This is a genomic window from Azospirillum rugosum, from assembly GCF_017876155.1.
GTDB lineage: Bacteria > Pseudomonadota > Alphaproteobacteria > Azospirillales > Azospirillaceae > Azospirillum > Azospirillum rugosum.
In genome coordinates, this window is sequence record NZ_JAGINP010000018.1 from 147,732 (window position 1) to 163,602 (window position 15,871).

Annotated in this window: 14 protein-coding genes and 3 tRNA genes; 7 read left to right on the forward strand and 10 right to left on the reverse strand. The window is 66.2% G+C overall.

The genetic code is table 11. The features are described from left to right. Positions 1-412: 412 nt before the first annotated feature. Together phaR and J2851_RS23315 are read left to right on the forward strand one after the other, a co-directional pair. On the forward strand, positions 413-1,060 hold the full coding sequence (gene phaR / locus J2851_RS23310; RefSeq protein WP_209769219.1) for a polyhydroxyalkanoate synthesis repressor PhaR: 648 nt from the start codon (positions 413-415) through the stop codon (positions 1,058-1,060). Positions 1,061-1,187: 127 nt separating this feature from the next. Next, positions 1,188-1,412 (forward strand): hypothetical protein, encoded by a 225-nt coding sequence (locus J2851_RS23315; protein ID WP_209769220.1) that lies wholly within the window; start codon positions 1,188-1,190, stop codon positions 1,410-1,412. 174 nt (positions 1,413-1,586) lie between these two features. Here J2851_RS23315 and J2851_RS23320 read toward each other — a convergent pair whose 3' ends face one another. Next, positions 1,587-2,753: a glutathionylspermidine synthase family protein gene (locus tag J2851_RS23320; RefSeq protein WP_209769221.1), complete on the reverse strand. Its 1,167-nt coding sequence runs from the start codon at positions 2,751-2,753 to the stop codon at positions 1,587-1,589. A gap of 411 nt (positions 2,754-3,164) precedes the next feature. Between J2851_RS23320 and J2851_RS23325 the strand changes: the two genes are divergently transcribed. Further along, positions 3,165-4,241, forward strand: a complete 1,077-nt coding sequence (locus J2851_RS23325) for an SbmA/BacA-like family transporter (RefSeq protein ID WP_209769222.1) — start codon at positions 3,165-3,167, stop codon at positions 4,239-4,241. Positions 4,242-4,343: 102 nt separating this feature from the next. Here the strand turns inward: J2851_RS23325 and J2851_RS23330 are convergent. Both J2851_RS23330 and J2851_RS23335 read right to left on the reverse strand, forming a co-directional pair. Then, positions 4,344-4,419: transfer RNA gene (locus J2851_RS23330), tRNA-Ala, on the reverse strand. A gap of 44 nt (positions 4,420-4,463) precedes the next feature. Next, positions 4,464-4,550 (reverse strand) — tRNA-Leu (locus J2851_RS23335). Between the two features lie 238 nt (positions 4,551-4,788). Between J2851_RS23335 and J2851_RS23340 the strand changes: the two genes are divergently transcribed. Then, positions 4,789-6,483 (forward strand): calcium-binding protein, encoded by a 1,695-nt coding sequence (locus J2851_RS23340; protein ID WP_209769224.1) that lies wholly within the window; start codon positions 4,789-4,791, stop codon positions 6,481-6,483. A gap of 39 nt (positions 6,484-6,522) precedes the next feature. Here J2851_RS23340 and J2851_RS23345 read toward each other — a convergent pair whose 3' ends face one another. The 4 genes from J2851_RS23345 to J2851_RS23360 all read right to left on the reverse strand — a co-directional run bounded on the left by J2851_RS23345 (position 6,523) and on the right by J2851_RS23360 (position 10,837). Then, positions 6,523-8,355, reverse strand: coding sequence for a TolB-like translocation protein (locus tag J2851_RS23345; protein WP_209769226.1), 1,833 nt, complete (start codon positions 8,353-8,355; stop codon positions 6,523-6,525). A 274-nt stretch (positions 8,356-8,629) separates the two neighbouring features. Beyond that, a tRNA-Arg gene (locus tag J2851_RS23350) sits at positions 8,630-8,706 on the reverse strand. 102 nt (positions 8,707-8,808) lie between these two features. After that, positions 8,809-9,774: an alpha/beta hydrolase gene (locus J2851_RS23355; protein WP_246500872.1), complete on the reverse strand. Its 966-nt coding sequence runs from the start codon at positions 9,772-9,774 to the stop codon at positions 8,809-8,811. A 64-nt stretch (positions 9,775-9,838) separates the two neighbouring features. Continuing rightward, entirely contained in the window at positions 9,839-10,837 is a 999-nt protein-coding gene (locus J2851_RS23360) for an ABC transporter ATP-binding protein (RefSeq protein WP_209769228.1), read from the reverse strand. A gap of 193 nt (positions 10,838-11,030) precedes the next feature. On the opposite strand from J2851_RS23360, the gene J2851_RS23365 reads away from it, so the two are divergent. The 3 genes from J2851_RS23365 (at position 11,031) to J2851_RS23375 (ending at position 14,390) form a co-directional block, all read left to right on the forward strand. Then, positions 11,031-11,213 carry a zinc-finger domain-containing protein gene (locus J2851_RS23365; protein ID WP_209769230.1) on the forward strand — a complete coding sequence of 61 codons (183 nt, stop codon included), beginning with the start codon at positions 11,031-11,033 and terminating at the stop codon, positions 11,211-11,213. 276 nt (positions 11,214-11,489) lie between these two features. Next, entirely contained in the window at positions 11,490-13,571 is a 2,082-nt protein-coding gene (locus J2851_RS23370; protein WP_209769231.1) for a sensor domain-containing protein, read from the forward strand. A 78-nt stretch (positions 13,572-13,649) separates the two neighbouring features. Then, positions 13,650-14,390, forward strand: coding sequence for a TIR domain-containing protein (locus tag J2851_RS23375; RefSeq protein WP_209769232.1), 741 nt, complete (start codon positions 13,650-13,652; stop codon positions 14,388-14,390). A gap of 105 nt (positions 14,391-14,495) precedes the next feature. Here J2851_RS23375 and J2851_RS23380 read toward each other — a convergent pair whose 3' ends face one another. From J2851_RS23380 to J2851_RS23390, 3 genes are all read right to left on the reverse strand, one after another. After that, positions 14,496-14,864 carry a helix-turn-helix domain-containing protein gene (locus tag J2851_RS23380; RefSeq protein WP_209769233.1) on the reverse strand — a complete coding sequence of 123 codons (369 nt, stop codon included), beginning with the start codon at positions 14,862-14,864 and terminating at the stop codon, positions 14,496-14,498. Beyond that, positions 14,842-15,141, reverse strand: a complete 300-nt coding sequence (locus J2851_RS23385; protein ID WP_209769234.1) for a BrnT family toxin — start codon at positions 15,139-15,141, stop codon at positions 14,842-14,844. The genes J2851_RS23380 and J2851_RS23385 overlap by 23 nt, the downstream gene beginning before the upstream one ends. A 116-nt stretch (positions 15,142-15,257) precedes the next feature. Continuing rightward, positions 15,258-15,452 (reverse strand): hypothetical protein, encoded by a 195-nt coding sequence (locus tag J2851_RS23390; RefSeq protein WP_209769235.1) that lies wholly within the window; start codon positions 15,450-15,452, stop codon positions 15,258-15,260. Between the last annotated feature and the right edge of the window lie 419 nt (positions 15,453-15,871).

The window sequence follows — 15,871 nt, forward strand, 5'->3', positions numbered from 1 at the left end:
CGAAGGTGAATCCGGCGGGGCCGAACAGGAAGGGCGCCATGGCCCCGGCGCCTTGCGCCATCATCTGGACGGCGCGCGCCATGGTGTCCGCCACCTCGGGATCCGCGGCACAGGCCGCCCATTGTTCCTGCCACAGGTCGAGGTACCGTTGCGCGAGCGTTTCCAGGGACGGGATGTCGGAGTCGGACGATTCGGCCATGGACGGCAGTATAGGTCGCCCCTAGCCTTCTTTGCCAGAGGCGCGTCGATCCGTACGAAAATGTCGCGATTTCCGCAAAGCCGGGCCTTTCCGCGCCGCCGCACGGCCGCCCCTCGCAGCGCTGCGGCACAGCACTGGACAGCGTGCATGGCTTCGAGTAGTGCTTATATCTTGAACAGCCCTGCCGAGTGCCCCTTCTTGAAAGAAACCGCGATGGCCGACAAGGAAGACCAGAAGTCCGCTCCGATCACGATCAAGAAGTACGCCAACCGGCGGCTCTACAACACCGCGACCAGCAGCTACGTCACGCTGGACCATCTCTGCCAAATGGTCAAGGACGGGCTTGACTTTGTGGTCTATGACGCCAAGACGGGGGAGGATATTACCCGCTCCGTCCTGACGCAGATCATCGTGGAGGAGGAGAGCAAGGGCCAGAACCTGCTGCCCATCAGCTTCCTGCGCCAGTTGATCGGCTTCTACGGCGACAACATGCAGTGGATGGTGCCGCGCTACCTGGAATATTCGATGCAGTCTTTCGCACGGAACCAGGAACAGATGCGCGACTACTTCCAGAACACCTTGGGCGGCATGTTCCCGTTCGGCCGCCTGGACGAGGTGAGCAAGCAGAACTTCGCGATGTTCGAGCGGGCGATGCGCATGTTCTCGCCTTTCGGTGGCAACGAGGAGGGGCAGGAGTCGCCCCAGCCGCCGAAGCCCGCCACCACGGCCCCGGTTCCCGCCCCCGCGACCAGCGCCGGCGGCCACACCTTCGACGAACTGCAGAAGCAGATCGACGAGCTGCAGAAGCAGATCGCCAGCATCGCCAAGACGCCGAAGCCGGCCAAGCCCGAAGGGAAGTGAGCGCGGCAGACCGCTTCCGAACGGCCGAATCATCAAGGGCGGGGGGTTCCCCCGCCCTTTTCTTTTTTGGCACCAGCGCCCCTCCCGGCTGTTTCATGACCGTCGAGGTCCCAAGGGAGGAACGACCATGAAAACCGAATTGAACGTCACCATGGAACTGGATGTCGCCGACCCGCAGGAGGCAAGCCGCTTCGAGGAGAAGCTGCGCGGCTGGCTGCGGCACCAGAGCCAGGTCGTGTCGGTGTCCAGCACCAACACCGGGGTCGGCAACGACATCGCCTGGCGCGAAGCCCGCAAGGAAGCCTTCGGCTCGCCGCTGCAGAACCCGTTCGCGCCGGGGCGTGGGCGTTAACCTCTCCGCACCGCTTGCCCCCTCCCTTCCCACGCTGCGCGTGGGCCCCTTCCCTCCCCCGCTTCGCGGGAGAGGGAGAGATCCCCTCCACCGCGAAGCGGGGGAGGGTTAGGGAGGGGGCAAAAGCTTGAGGGGGCGAAAGCTTGAGGGGGCAAATGCTTGAGGGGGCGCCCCCTACCCCCGAAACAAATGCGGCACCATCGCCGCGTCCGACCCGACGCGCGGATCGGCCGACTCGCGCACCGACATGCCCAGGCACTTGTCGCCGACGATCCAGGCGTGCAGCACGGCGTGCACCCCTTCCTCCTCGAAGATGAAGGGCGTTTCCAGGAAGACCCGGCCGCCGGGGAAAGCGTCGCTTCCCGTGTCCGACACCACGCGCCCGTGCACGATCATGCGCTGGGCCGCGTCGTCCAGCCCGAACAGGCTGCGTTCGGTGACCGCGTCGCCGCCCCCCAGATCGGCGGCGTCGAAGCCGGCGCGGCACAGGTTCGGGTGGCGGGGGTAGAGCCGCCACAGATGCGCCAGCAGCCCGTGGTTCGACATCAGCCAGCACCACAGCGGCGACAGGGCGCTCATCCCGCCGGACCGCAGCCTGTGCAGGAAGGTGTCGTCGGCCAGCCCGTGCCAGGGATAGATCTTGGCCAGCCAGGACATCGGCTGCCCCTCGTCGTCGACGAAGCGGCGGCCGTCCCAGCCGATGCTCTGCAAGGGCAGCAGGTGCGTGCCGATGCCGGCCTCGGCCGCCGTGGCGGCCAGATAGACCAGCTCGCTCTCGCGCACCGGGTCGGGGGTGGCGCAGGTCAGGTGGACGCGGCCGCGGGCCGGCAGCCCGGCCGACAGCTCCTCCCACCGCTCGACCAGCCCCTCGTGCAGGCCATTGAACTGGTTGGCGTCGGCGGCCAGCGCCTCGCGCCAGTTGCGCTGGATGATGGAGGCGGCGAACAGCCCTTCCGGCGTGTCGTAGTTGCAGGCCAGCAGCCGCACCGAATCGCGCCCGTCATAGGCCAGCGTCAGCCGCCCGACCAGCGGGCCGGCGCGCTCGTTCAGACGCCCGCTCGCCCAATAGTCGTTCCAGGAGGCCTCGACCAGCCGAGCGACCTCGCCGCGCATGCCGAGCTGGGCGAGCAGCCGCCCTTCCACCACGGCGCGCACGGCCTCGCGCGCCATGGTGTGCAGCTCGTCCGCGACGCTCTCGATCAGGTCGATCTGGGCGGCGGTGAACTCATAGCGGACGTCCTCGCGCCAGAAGGCCCCGGCGTTCATCGCCCGGACGCCGTACGGGTATTTGCGGAGCCCCGGCCGCCAGTCCGCCCGGGGTTTTATGATCACTCTGCGCATGGTGGATTTCAGGCCGCCCGGATCAACACGAACTCGTCACGCACAACTCGTCAACATCAGGCCGCCGGCGTTCGTCCCGGACACTCCGGGCCGGACACAGGGCGGGGGCGGATCATCGCGGCGCAATCGCCTCAGCACAAGCCCGATCCGGGGGCGCTCCCCCGTTTTTCCCGGCGGGTTCCCAACACTTTCCGCACCGCGGCACCCTGGCCCCATCCGGGGCGCGACCATCCGCCGGCACCCTCAACGCAGGGTTGGCGTGGCTCCACCGGATAGCCCAACCTGGATCCCAACCTGGATCAAGGCAAACCCTCGCCGCACCGGCTACACTGACCATCGGATTCGGCCGTCCTCGTGGACGGCGCTGGAGATTCGGCCGTCCTTGCGGACGGCGCTGGAGACCGCGGCGCCATGGCAGCGAAGGTTTCCCTCAGGACCGCGATCGGGCTCGGCCGGCGCTTCCTCGGCCTGGCCGGCGGCTATTGGCGCGGCCGGGGCGGCTGGCCGGCGTGGTTGCTGACCGGCGCGCTCTTCCTCCTCACCGTGGCCCAGGTCTTCGTGCCGGTGATGATCAACCTGTGGAGCCAGCGCCTGTTCGACGCGCTGGAGCAGCGCGCGCCGGACCGGCTGCTGGCGATGATCCTGGCGGCCGGCGGCATCATCGTCTTCAGCGTCGGCGTGACGGTGGCGCACCTGCGGGTAAAGCGTCGGCTCCAACTCGGCTGGCGGGCGTGGCTGACGCGGAGGCTGCTGGACCGCTGGCTGTCCGACGGGCGGGAGGCGCGACTGGCCGCGCTCGCCGACGGCCTCGACAACCCCGACGGCCGCATCGCGGAGGACATCCGCATCGCCACGGAGCTGGCCATCGACCTCGGCCACTCCCTCACCTACTGCGCGCTTCTGCTGGCCGGCTTCACCAACATCCTGTGGGCGCTGTCCGGCCCGGCGGAGCTGGAGGTCGCCGGCGTCACGCTGGTGATCCCCGGCTATCTGCTCGTCATGGCCCTGCTCTTCGCCGCGGCGGGCGCCGGCACGGCCATGCTGCTGGGCCGGCCGCTGGTGCGCGCGGTGGAGCGCCGCCAGGGCTGGGAGGCCGGCTTCCGCTTCGGCCTCGCCCAGGTGCGGGAGAACGCGCCGGCCATCGCCGCGCTGCACGGCGAGCCGGCGGAGCGCGACCGCCTCGCCGCGCTGTTCACCAGCGTGCGCCGCGGCTGGAACCGGCAGACCAACGCGCTGACCGGTGTCATGAGCTTCGGCGCGGCCTATTCCGTGCTGTCCACGGCCTTCCCCATCCTGGTCGCCGCCCCCGGCTACATCGCCGGGCGGATCACGCTGGGGGTGCTGATGCAGACCGCCCAGGCCTTCCAGCAAACGGTGGCGGCGCTGTCCTGGCCGGTGGACAACCTCGCCAACGTGGCCCAGTGGGCGGCCTCGGTCGAACGCGTGCTCGGCCTGGACGAGGCGTTGCACCGTCTCGACCCGCCCTGAACACCCGCCCCGATGGCCCAAAAAGCGAAGGCCCGGGGGCTGTCGCCGTCCGGGCCTTGGATCGTCTCGCTTTGGTGAAGCCCCTGAACCGGGGGAGGAAGATGGTGGAGCCAAGGAGGATCGAACTCCTGACCTCTACAATGCCATTGTAGCGCTCTCCCAGCTGAGCTATGGCCCCACGATGCTCTTCCAGACCATCTTTCCAGTATTCACCAGAGAAGATGGTGCGCTTGGAGGGAGTCGAACCCCCACGGCCTTTCAGCCACTAGGACCTGAACCTAGCGCGTCTACCAGTTCCGCCACAAGCGCGTGTCTTTTACTTCATCCCCGCGTCTCTTGGGGTGACGCGGGAGCGCTGATATAGCCGCCCTGCCGCCCCCGCTCAAGCGAAATCGTCATCGCCCCGTCACTTTTTTGCGAAGCCCGAACGGGGTGGGCGCCCAAGGACCGCCGGTTGAATGATTTACGATTTGTGCACCACCACTGTGCAACAGGAGGGTGCCGCCAAACGCCTTGCGCGGCGCGCCCGAGCATAGGAGACGCCGCGATGCCCGCCAGCCCCATCGGCACGGAATTCCTGGTGAACGCCACGACCAGCGGCGACCAGTCCGCCCCCGCCGTCGCCCCGCTGGCCGGCGGCGGCTTCGTCGTCACCTGGGTGGACGGCAGCCGAAGCGCCGACGACAGCAGCGGCACGGCGGTGCGCGGGCAACTCTACGACGCCCGCGGCGCCAAGACCGGCGCGGAGTTCCTCGTCAACACGACCACGGCCGGCAGCCAGGAGTCCCCAGTGGTCGCCGGCCTTGCCGGCGGTGGCTTCGTCGTCACCTGGATCGTCAACGCCGCGGTCTACGGCCAGCGGTTCGCCGCCGACGGAACCAAGCTCGGCGCGGAGTTCTTCATCGGGGGGAACGGGCCCCTCACAACCATAATCCTCGGCGACGGCAAAGCCAGATTTCTCAACTACAACTCGGAAGGCCCCTACGCCTCGGCGCCCGACGTCATGGCGCTCCCCGGCGGCGGCTTCGCCGTGACGTGGAGTTCCATCACGCTGGGTGCCGGCGGGATCGTCGGCCAGGCGTTCGACGCCACCGGCGCCAAGGTCGGAGCGGGCTTTGGCCTGTTGATTGATGCGGGCGGCGTCCAGGTGAGTCCGGACGTCACCATAGCCAAGCTGGTCACCCTGGACGACAAAGCCAACCTCCTGCTGACGAACAGAACGTCCGGCTGGTCGGACGTCACGCCTCTTGCCGGCGGTGGGTTCCTCACCGTCTGGACCACCGCGGGCAAGGTCGGATCGGCGGCGGGCGACACCGACATCCACGGCCAGTTGTTCGACGCGGCGGGCAATCTGGTCGGGTCCGACATCCTCGTCAACAGCACCACGGCCGGGGCGCAGTCGCGTCCCACGGTGGCGGCGTTGCCCAGCGGAGGCTTCATCGTCGCCTGGACCGACGTCAGCCAGACCGGCGCGGATGGCAGCGGCAGCGCGGTCCGCGCCCAGACCTTTTCGGCGGCGGGCAAGAAGGTTGGTCTCGAATTCCTCGTCAACACGACCACCGCAACCGCGCAGGCGAGCCCCAGCCTCGCCGTGCTGCCCGACGGGACGGTTGTCGCCGCCTGGGCCGACGGCAGCGGATCCGGCGCCGACACCTCCGGCTCCGCCGTGCGCGCCCAGCTGTTCACCGTCGCGCCCACCGACCCGGCCCGCCGCCTTCTGGTGAAGGACGGCAGCGGCGACCGCGAGGTCCAGATGGACCGCTACGCCGGGCCCCTCCCCTGGCTGAGGAACCAGTATGTCGGCCAGTCCGGCGGCGAGGCCGCCGTCGGCAGCGACGAGGCCGATTTCCTGAACCTGCAGGCCGGCGACGACGCGGCGGAGGGCAAGGGCGGGAACGATGTGCTGGACGGCGGCAACGGCTCCAACTTCCTGACCGGCGGCGGCGGCACCGACACCTTCTTCGTCGATGGCCGCGTCGCCGGCACCACCTGGTCCACCGTCACCGACTTCGGCCAGGGGGAGTGGGTCACCGCCTGGGGCTGGACGCCGGGCACCTCCACCGTCACCTGGGCCGACATGCAGGGGGCCGAGGGCTACAAGGGCACCACCGCTCACATCGACACCGACGGCAACGGCGCCATCGACCTCAGCATCACCTTCACCGGCAAGACGGCCGGCAGCGTCCTCGCCACGCCGGGCCAGAGCGGCGCCGACCGCTACCTCGCCTTCACGCTGGGGTAAGCGGCGGCACCGCAACGCGCCGCGTCGGAGGTTGCCGCGTCAGAGGTTGATGAAGGCGATGTAGCTCTGGTCGCCCTGGCTGCCGGTCGTGGCCGTGATGGCCCCGACCGCCTTGCCGGCGAAGGTCACGCTGGCGTCGATGGTGCCGTCGCCGTTGATGTCCACATGCGCCGTGGCGCCCTTGTTCCCATCGGCGCCGCCCATCTCCTCCCAGGTCAGATTGGACGTGCCGGGCTTGTAGCCCCACAGGGTCGCCCACTCCCCCTTCTCCAGGTCCATGATGGTGGACCAGGTCGCTTGCGGGTTGCGGCCATCGATGAAGAAGGTGTCGTTGCCGGCGCCGCCGACCAGCCAGTTCGACCCCGACCCGCCGTCGAGCACGTCGTCGCCCGCCCCGCCGTCCGCGGCGTCGGTGCCGCCCAGCAGGTTGATGAAGTCGTTGTCGGCCGAGCCTTTGACGACCTCGTTGCGGCCGTCCCCCATGAAGGCCCATTTCAGGGTCGGGACCGGCCCCTCGTAGGCGTAGGCCTTCACGGTTTCGGTCACCCCGTCCACAACGCGCTGCATGTCGGTCGAAGGGCGCGTGTCCACCGGCGGCGGCGTGGTCGTGTCGGTCGGGGGCGTGGGTGCCGGGGGCGTGGTGTCCGGCGGCGTGCCGGCATTGCCGTCCGACGACCGGTTCAGCGTCGCGACGAACAGGTCGGTCAAGCCGTTGGTGTCGCCGTCGACCACGTTGTCGGCCATCGTGGCGAAGAGCAGCCGCGTGCCGTCGGCGCTCAGGCTTTCGCCGGTGACGTCGGCGTTCAACTGGCTGCCGTCGGCCGCGAGGCTGACGCGCCGCACGGCCCCGGTGTCGAGGTCCTTCAGGAACACGTCCTTCGTACCGTTGGTGTCGCCCTCGACGAGGTTGCCGGCGTAGCTGGTGAACAGGACCGACTTCCCGTCCGGGCCGAAGGTGACGCCGCGGCTCGTGCCGTCGGCCGGAGTGCCGTCAACCGCCGTGCTGACCAGGCGCGTGGTGCCGGTCGTCAGGTCGCGGACATACACGCCCGCCGATCCGCCATTGTTCGCGTCGAGGCCGGCCACGTCGCTGGTGAAGAGGAGATAGCGGCCGTCGGCCGACAGGGCCTGGGCCGTCGACATGCCCCCGTCGGGAAGCGAGCCGTCCGGCAGCCGGTCGAGCCGGTCGACCTGGTTGGTCTCCCGGTTGAGAAGGCGCAGCGCCCCGTTGTTGGTGTAGACGAGGAACTTCCCGTCGGACGACAGCACCGGATCCGTGGCCGTGAAGGGGGCCGGAGAATCGGAGTTGCCGTAGGCGTTGAACGATCCCGTCTCAAGGTCGCGCAGCACGACCGACGTCGACTGGGCCTGATGGATGCCAAGGCCGGTGCTGACGTAGGACAGGGTCTTGCCGTCGGCCGAGAGGGCGAGGTTGGCGATGCTGTTGGTGCCGCCGTTCAGGGTCGTTTCGGCGCCGGTCGCGACGTCGCGGATGTGGATGAGCGTGCGCGGGCTGCTGTAGGCGTCCGAGACCGGGTCGACGCTGGTGTAGAGCAGCTTGCTCCCGTCGGCCGAGAAGCCGACCACCCCCAGCAGCCTCGACTGGGTGTCGTCGAAGGCCGGCATCTCGATCCGCGTGACGGTGCCGGTCTGCAAATCTCTCAAGAACAGGTCCGGCAGGTCGTTGCTGTCGCCAGCCACCAGATTGCTCGCGCCGCTGGAAAAGGCGACGTAGCGGCCGTCCGCCGAAATCACGCCGGTGCTGCCATCGTCGGCCTGCGTGCCGTCCGCCGCCGTGCTGACGCGCGTCACCGCAGCAACTCCCCCCGCCCCGCCGTTCAGCGCGTCGGCTCCGCCATTGAGAATAGCCATTTCTTTGGCTCCATCAGCTATCGACTTTGACCAATGGTTGCAAAATCCGATCGAGGTCCTGCTTTCTCAATGGTGCCCACGGATAATGGCCGTTGGGGCGGAAACAACCTTTTCAGGCATTCCCCATGCTCCAGAAAACAATCACTGGATGTATACGAAATTGCGTACGGGATATCCGGGCCGTCGCGGCGCCGCTTGGCGGGACTGCGGGGATGAAGACGGGGGGAAAAGCAAAAGGGCCTAGCCGATGCCTCGGCTAAGCCCTTGCGAAACTTGGCGGACCCGATACGATTCGAACGTACGACCTCTGCCTTCGGAGGGCAGCGCTCTATCCAGCTGAGCTACGGGTCCAGCGTGGTGGAGGCGCACCATAGCGAAGTCGTTCACGGAGTGCAAACACTCCTTTCGACTTTTTTCGCCTCCCTTCCGAGGCCCCCTACTTCGCCGCCACCCCTACTTCGCCGCCACCAGGTCGCGCGGGCCGCGGTCGGCGCCGCTGGCCAGCGGGCTCTTGGGGTCCTGGATCCAGGTGGCGATGTCGTCCAGCACCACCTGCCCCTTCAGGTCGCGCAGCAGCATGTGCCAGCCGTCGGGATAGACGGCGACCACGTTGCCTGCGTGCGCTTCGAAGTCGCGGATGGCGCGGTTCACCGGCGTCTTGGGCAGCACCTCCTCGTGCGCGCCGTAGAGCACCAGCGACGGCACCTCCATCCGGCCGCAGGCGGCCAGGGCTGCGCCCATCAGGTCGGTCAGCCCCTCCAGCGCGTCGACGCGGGAGCCCTTGATGACCAGCGGGTCGCGGCCCAGCGCGCGCAGCATCTCGATGTTGTCGGAGGCCTGGATCTTCAGGTCCTTCGGCGGGTGCACCACGATCCCCGGCATCAGGTTGTAGCTGACCCACAACAGCGCGCGCGGGACGAAGCCCATGGTCTCGCGCCCCCACACGGCCGGGGCGACCAGGATCGTGCCGTCGGCGCGCGGCGGGTTCGGGGAGGTCATGGCGGTCAGCACCACGGCCCCGCCCATGCTCTCGCCCATCAGGTAGAGCGGCGCGCCGGGGTGGCGGGCGCGCACCTGCTCGGCCGCCGCCCGCACGTCGGCGACCAGCGTTTCCGTCCCGGGCCAGATGCCGCGGTTCTGCGTGGCGCCGAATCCGCGCTGGTCATAGGCGTAGGTGGCGACGCCATGGGTGGCGAGGCTGCGCCCGGCGCCCTCGAAGGCGTTGGAATAGTCGTTGTAGCCGTGGAGCGCCAGCACCACCGCCTTGACCTGGCCGTCGGCCGGCAGCCAGGCGCGCATCGGCAGCTCGAACCCGTCCGCCGCGACGAAGGCCTGGTCGGTCAGGCGCGGCTGCGTGATGGCGTTGCCCATGGGCTGGAAGGTGGCGGTGCAGGCCGACAGCACCAGCCCCATCCCCATCACCAATAACCCCGCCCTGAACCGTCCCCCGAAACTCCCCCCAAAGCGCCCGCCAAGCCGCCCCCTAAGCCGCATTATGCACACCCTCCCCGCGCGCGTGCGCACCGCCGGTCAGCTGCAGGAAGATGTCCTCCAGGTCCGATTCCTCGGTGCTGAGATCGATGACGCCGAGCCCCGTGGCGGCCAGCGCGGCCAGCACGCCGTCCACCCGCTGCCGGCTCGGCTGGTAGCGGACTACGATGTGGCGCGGGCCCGCCAGTTCGGCGGTGAAGCCCGACAGCGCGGCCGGCACGGCGTCCAGGTCGCGGTCCACGGTGATTGTCAGCGCCTTGGCGTCGACGCGGCGCAGCAGCTTGGCCGTCGGCTCGCAGGCGACGACCGCGCCGTGGTTGATGATCGCGATGGTGTCGCACAGCTCCTCCGCCTCCTGGAGGTAGTGCGTGGTCAGCAGCACCGTGGTGCCCTCGCGGTTCATCTTGCGAACGTGTTCCCACAGCTGGATGCGCAGCTCCACGTCCACGCCGGCGGTGGGCTCGTCCAGCACCAGCACGGGCGGGCTGTGCACCATGGCCTTGGCGACCATCAGCCGGCGCTTCATGCCGCCGGACAGCGACCGCGCGTAGGCGTCGGCCTTGTCCTTCAGGCCCACGGCGTCCAGCAACTCCTCCGTCCGGCGCTCCGCCTTCGGCACGCCGTACAGGCCGGCCTGCAACTCCAGCATCTCGCGCGGGGTGAAGAAGGGGTCCATGTTCAGTTCCTGGGGAACCACGCCGATCGAAGCACGAGCTTGCCTGGGATGGGCGTCGATGTCCGTCCCCCAGATGGAGACGGCGCCCTCCGTCTTGTTGACGAGGCCCGCCAGAATATTGATTAGGGTGGACTTCCCGGCGCCGTTCGGGCCCAGCAGGCCGAACAGCGATCCGCGCGGGATCGCCAAGTCGATTCCCTTCAGCGCGAGCTTCGGGCCGGCTTTTCCGGCGGGACGGTAGGTCTTGGTGAGGCCGCGGACCTCGACGGCGTGGGCCGGCAGGTTGACGGGATTGAGGGGGGCGTGCGCAACCATGTGGGTCGAAACGTGGCCTTTCCGGTCTAGCCCAGAGTCCCCGAAGCTTCCCAGCTTTAAGGACCCGAGTCCAATCACTTGATCCGTGCGGCGCGTTCGGTATGATCCGGCCCGCCCGCGCGCGTGCCTCATTCGGTGGGCATCTTAACGATGGCGTTATCGCGCGAGTGTGTCAAAGTGGAGGATGTCTGCCATGCAACCGATCGAAACGATTGAAGTGGAAACCCTGACCGTTGGCTGCGACGGCGGCGGCGGTGCGCTGGGCCATCCGCTGGTCTACCTGACGCTGAGCGCCGAGGGCCGCGCCGAGTGCCCCTACTGCTCGCGCCGGTACGTCCTGAAGGAAGGCGCCAGGACGGGCACCCACGGCCACTGAGGCCGGGTACCCGCAGATCCCCAAGAGACAGGGCCGGAGCGATCCGGCCCTTTCTTTTTGCCCACTCGTTCCCTCTGCGGAACGATGCCGCACCGGCCACGATGGGCCTTTCATTGCAATTGTGAAAAATATAAAACGATCTGCCTTGACGCGCGCCGCGATCCGCCTTCTACTTTTTCGCGGCGCACAAAGAGGCACAAGTCGAAATCCTTCGTTCGAGTTCGAATAATGCTTTTCCCCGAGGGTGCCGCTCTTGCGTCAGATGAGGCCCGATCCATGAGCCAAGAGACGGAAGAGCAGTACAGAAGTATTTTCGAGAACGCGGTCGAGGGCATTTATCAGACCACGGTGGACGGCCGTTACCTGCGGGTGAACCCCGCGCTGGCGCGGATATACGGCTATCACTCGCCGGAGGACCTGACCGACAACCTGACGGACATTGCCGGGCAACTCTACGTCGATCCCGGCAAGCGCGAGGCCTTCGCCCACCTGATGGCGGAGCGCGACGTGGTCACCAACTTCGAGGCGCGCGTCTTCCGCCGCGACGGCTCGATCATCTGGATCGCCGAGAACGCGCGCTGCGTGCGCGACGCCGCCAACCGCATCCGCTACTACGAAGGCACCGTCCAGGACATCACCGAGCGCAAGCAGCACGAGGAGAAGATCCGCCTGCTCGCCACCGTGTTCGAAAGCGTGGCGGACGGCATCCTGATCGTCGATCCCGACATGACGGTGCAGGCGGTCAACCCGGCCTACGAGGTGATGACCAGCTTCCAGCGGGAGGAGCTGCTGAACCGCCCCCTGGTGCTCTTCGCGCCGGGCTCGCACGAGCGCAGCTTCATCGAGGACATCTGGCGCACGGCACGCCGCGACGGGCGCTGGCAGGGCGAGGTGACCAGCTTCCGCCATTCCGGCGACGCCTTCGCCGCCTCCCTGTCGGTCACCGCGGTGCGCGCGCCGGGCGGGGCGCTGGAGCACTATGTGCTGACGCTCGCCGACATCAGCCAGCGCAAGTACCAGGAGCACCAGATCCGCTACCAGGCCAGCTTCGACCGGCTGACCGACCTGCCCAACCGCTGGCTGGTCTGCGAACGGCTGGAGGAGGCGATCACCCGGGCGCAGCGCATGCGCACCAAGGTGGCGGTGGCCTTCCTGGACCTGAACCGCTTCAAGCAGGTGAACGACACGCTGGGCCACCACGCCGGCGACGACCTGCTGAAGCTGGTGGCCAAGCGCCTGCGCAACTGCACGCGGGTGTCGGACACGGTGGGCCGGCTGGGCGGCGACGAGTTCCTGATCGTGGCCCCGGACGCCGCCGACCGCGCCTCGGGCGCCCGGCTGGTGGAGAAGATCCTCTATTCGATGGGCGAGCCCTTCGCCGTCCACAACCAGGAGCTTTTCTGCGGCGCCTCCATCGGCGTGGCCTTCTACCCCGACGACGGGGAGACGGCCGACCAGCTCCTGCGCAACGCCGACCTCGCCATGTACCACGCGAAGCGCAACCCGGAGTGCAAGTTCGTCTTCTACGAGGACGGCATGCGCGAGCGGACCGGCTTCACCCTGGGTCTGGAAAGCGACCTGCGCCGCGCCGCCGTGACCGGCGACGAGTTCGAGCTGCATTTCCAGCCCAAGGTGGAGATGGAGCACGGCAGCCGAAGGGTCATCGGCGCCGAGGCCCTGATCCGCTGGCGCCACCCGGTCCGCGGCCTGGTCAGCCCGGCCGAGTTCATCCCGCTGGCCGAGGAAACCGGCCTGATCTGGGAAATCGGCGCCTGGACCCTAAGGGACGCCTGCCGCCGCCTGTCCGGCTGGATCGCGTCGGGCCTGGAGATCGCCTCGGTCTCCGTCAACCTCTCCCCCCGCCAGTTCCAGGACGCCCGCCTCGTGAACTTCGTCCGCGACGTGGTCGAATCCACCGGCGTCCCGCCCGAACGGCTGGAACTGGAACTGACCGAAGGCGCCATGATCGGCGACATCGAAAAGGCGGTGACGATCCTGCACGGCCTGAAGGACATCGGCGTCCGCCTGTCCATCGACGACTTCGGCACCGGCTATTCCTCGCTGGCCTACCTGAAGCGCTTCCCCATCAACACCCTGAAGATCGACCGCAGCTTCGTCCGCGACATCGTCCAGTCGGCGACCGACCCGGCCATCGTCGGCACCATCGTAAACCTCGCCGACAGCCTGGGCTTCGACACCATCGCCGAAGGCGTGGAAACCGAGGAGCAGGCGGAAATGCTGCGCCGGCAGAGGTGCACGAGAATCCAGGGGTTCCTGATCAGCCGGCCGTTGGATGTGGACGCGTTCGAGAGGTTTGTTGCGGAGAGCAATGTGGAGCGGGAAGTCCCTACGAATTAGCAAATCGCCCAGAACGCGAGAATAAACATTAGATGCGCGCCATCTCAATGCTTAGCACATATTTCCGAGGAGTTCGCTGTGAAACCAAAGATATTCATCGCATCTTCGGTTGAGAACCTTGATATTGCTTATGCTGCTCAGGAAGCACTGGAGCACGACGTCGAAGCCACAGTTTGGTCCCAGGGAGTATTCACTCCATCGAGAACAGCAATGGCGTCTTTGATAGACGTACTGGACGACAGTGACTTCGGTTTATTCATATTTTCGCCGGACGATATCGTAAACTTTAGAGACTGTTCGCTCAATGCCGTCCGAGATAACGTAGTTTTTGAATTAGGTTTGTTTATTGGAAGATTGGGGAGTGACCGCTGCTTTATGGTCGTCCCGAGAGGTGTTGAAGACCTTCATTTTCCAACCGATCTCTTAGGCCTCACACCTGCAACCTACGATCCTGATCGACAAGATGGCAACATGGTTGCTTCTTTGGGGCCCGCTTGCAATCGCATTCGGAAAGCTATTGCGCGAATCGGCCTTTTAAAGACCCAAACTTTGCAGGCAATGAATGCGATATCTGAACCGGCCTTTGCGCCAATTTCCGATCAAAATGATTGTATCCTTTTGATCCAATCTTGGATGGGCGCAAGGACAGAAGACGATAACTGTAGAGCAATCCGATATACTGACGTTGATAGAGAGTTAAAGTTACTCCCAGGATCTGCAGAAAAGTACATTCAGAAGGCAGCCGAGAATTGGGACTACAAGTTAGAACGGAAGGGGAAAGATTTCATACTGTTCGCGAAAAATTACATTTACTTCTAATAGCATCCCACAGTTCGTAGGTTGGGTGAAGCGCCAGCGCAACCCAACACACGCTGCCATGGGAAGGCTGTTGGGTTTCGCTTGCGCTCCACCCAACCTACACTCCTACACTCCAGTATCCGTCGCCACCGCTCGCCGCACTGTATCTGGGCTCTGCGCAATAACCTTCAACAGCGTCTGCGCCGGACCTTCCGGTTCGCGACGATGGTTCTCCCAATCGCGCAACGTCCAGACATTGACGCCAAAGTCGCGCGCGAACTCCTCTTGGGTTAAGCCTAGCTGTTTGCGCAGGAAGCGCACATCCGGATAAGGGCGGCGCACGGTGAAATGTTCCACATCGACGCCACCAAGACTTGGTGCGGTGTCGGGATCCTCGGCGATCTGGCGCGCAATCTCTTCATCGGTCGTGGCACGAACCTTCGCCATGTCGGTCGCTCGGGCCTTCGCCGCGTCATCCAGGGAAAAAGGCTTCATAGACTCTTCGCTCCTGCCGATCCGCCCGCCGGGCGGAAATGATCCAACGCATCGGTTCGCCGTCATCACTGGTCCGCCATGTGTAGACGACGGCGAACACCAACCCGTCGGTGCGCCCAAGGGCGATGATCCGCTCCTCCCCATAATTCCGCCGGGCATCCTCCCGCTCGATCGTGGGGCCGAGAAAAACACGGGCGGCGTACAGAAAACCGAAGCCGCGCTCCCGCTCGTTCTTCTCGCTCTTGGGCGGGTCAAATCCGATTAAGTCACTCAGCATGATATGGCATTGCCCTATTTGGCGACAAGGAGCATGTTGCATTTTCCGTCACGGGAACTCCGCCAACCCTACCCAACGCGTAGGACAGACCGGAAGTGACCCACCCTGAAGCCATGTTATGGCGCAACACCCCGGAATGCTGGCTTTGTCGCAATCAGTTCTGACAAAATCCCATTCTCTATGGTGAGAGCCTGACCAAAAATCTCAATTGACGAAAACCAGATCTTCAGCTCGCCCGGCGCGGGCTTATGCTCGCCACGTGCCATCGCCATCAGCCGTGCTTTTTGCTGCTCATAGGTGGCGATGCTCACCGTCACACTCTGTTCGGTCATTGCCGCAGCCATTTCTTTTCGTCTTCGCCCCCACGCCCTGTGAGGGATCTTGCATACTCAGATACTCGCGCACGGATGCTTGTGCATGCACACGCTAGAATGTGAGCGTTGCCCTGTCAAACATAAATACGCGCAGCGCGAGTCATGTTACTTTCCTCCATCAAGTCATTCTCTTTCGAAGCATTACCGCCACCTCCTCGGCGCCCGCGCCGCGCTTGAGACCAGCGCGCCTGATCTTGGTGCCTTGGTGGTGAAATCTCTTGCGCATCACGCGCTCCGCGGACGATTAACCACAGAGACACGGAGACACAGAGGGATTTTTCCCGCCCCTCCCCCACCAGCGGCTCACCACCCCACCCGGCCCCCCTCCGCATCGATCTCTGTGTCTCCGTGTCTCT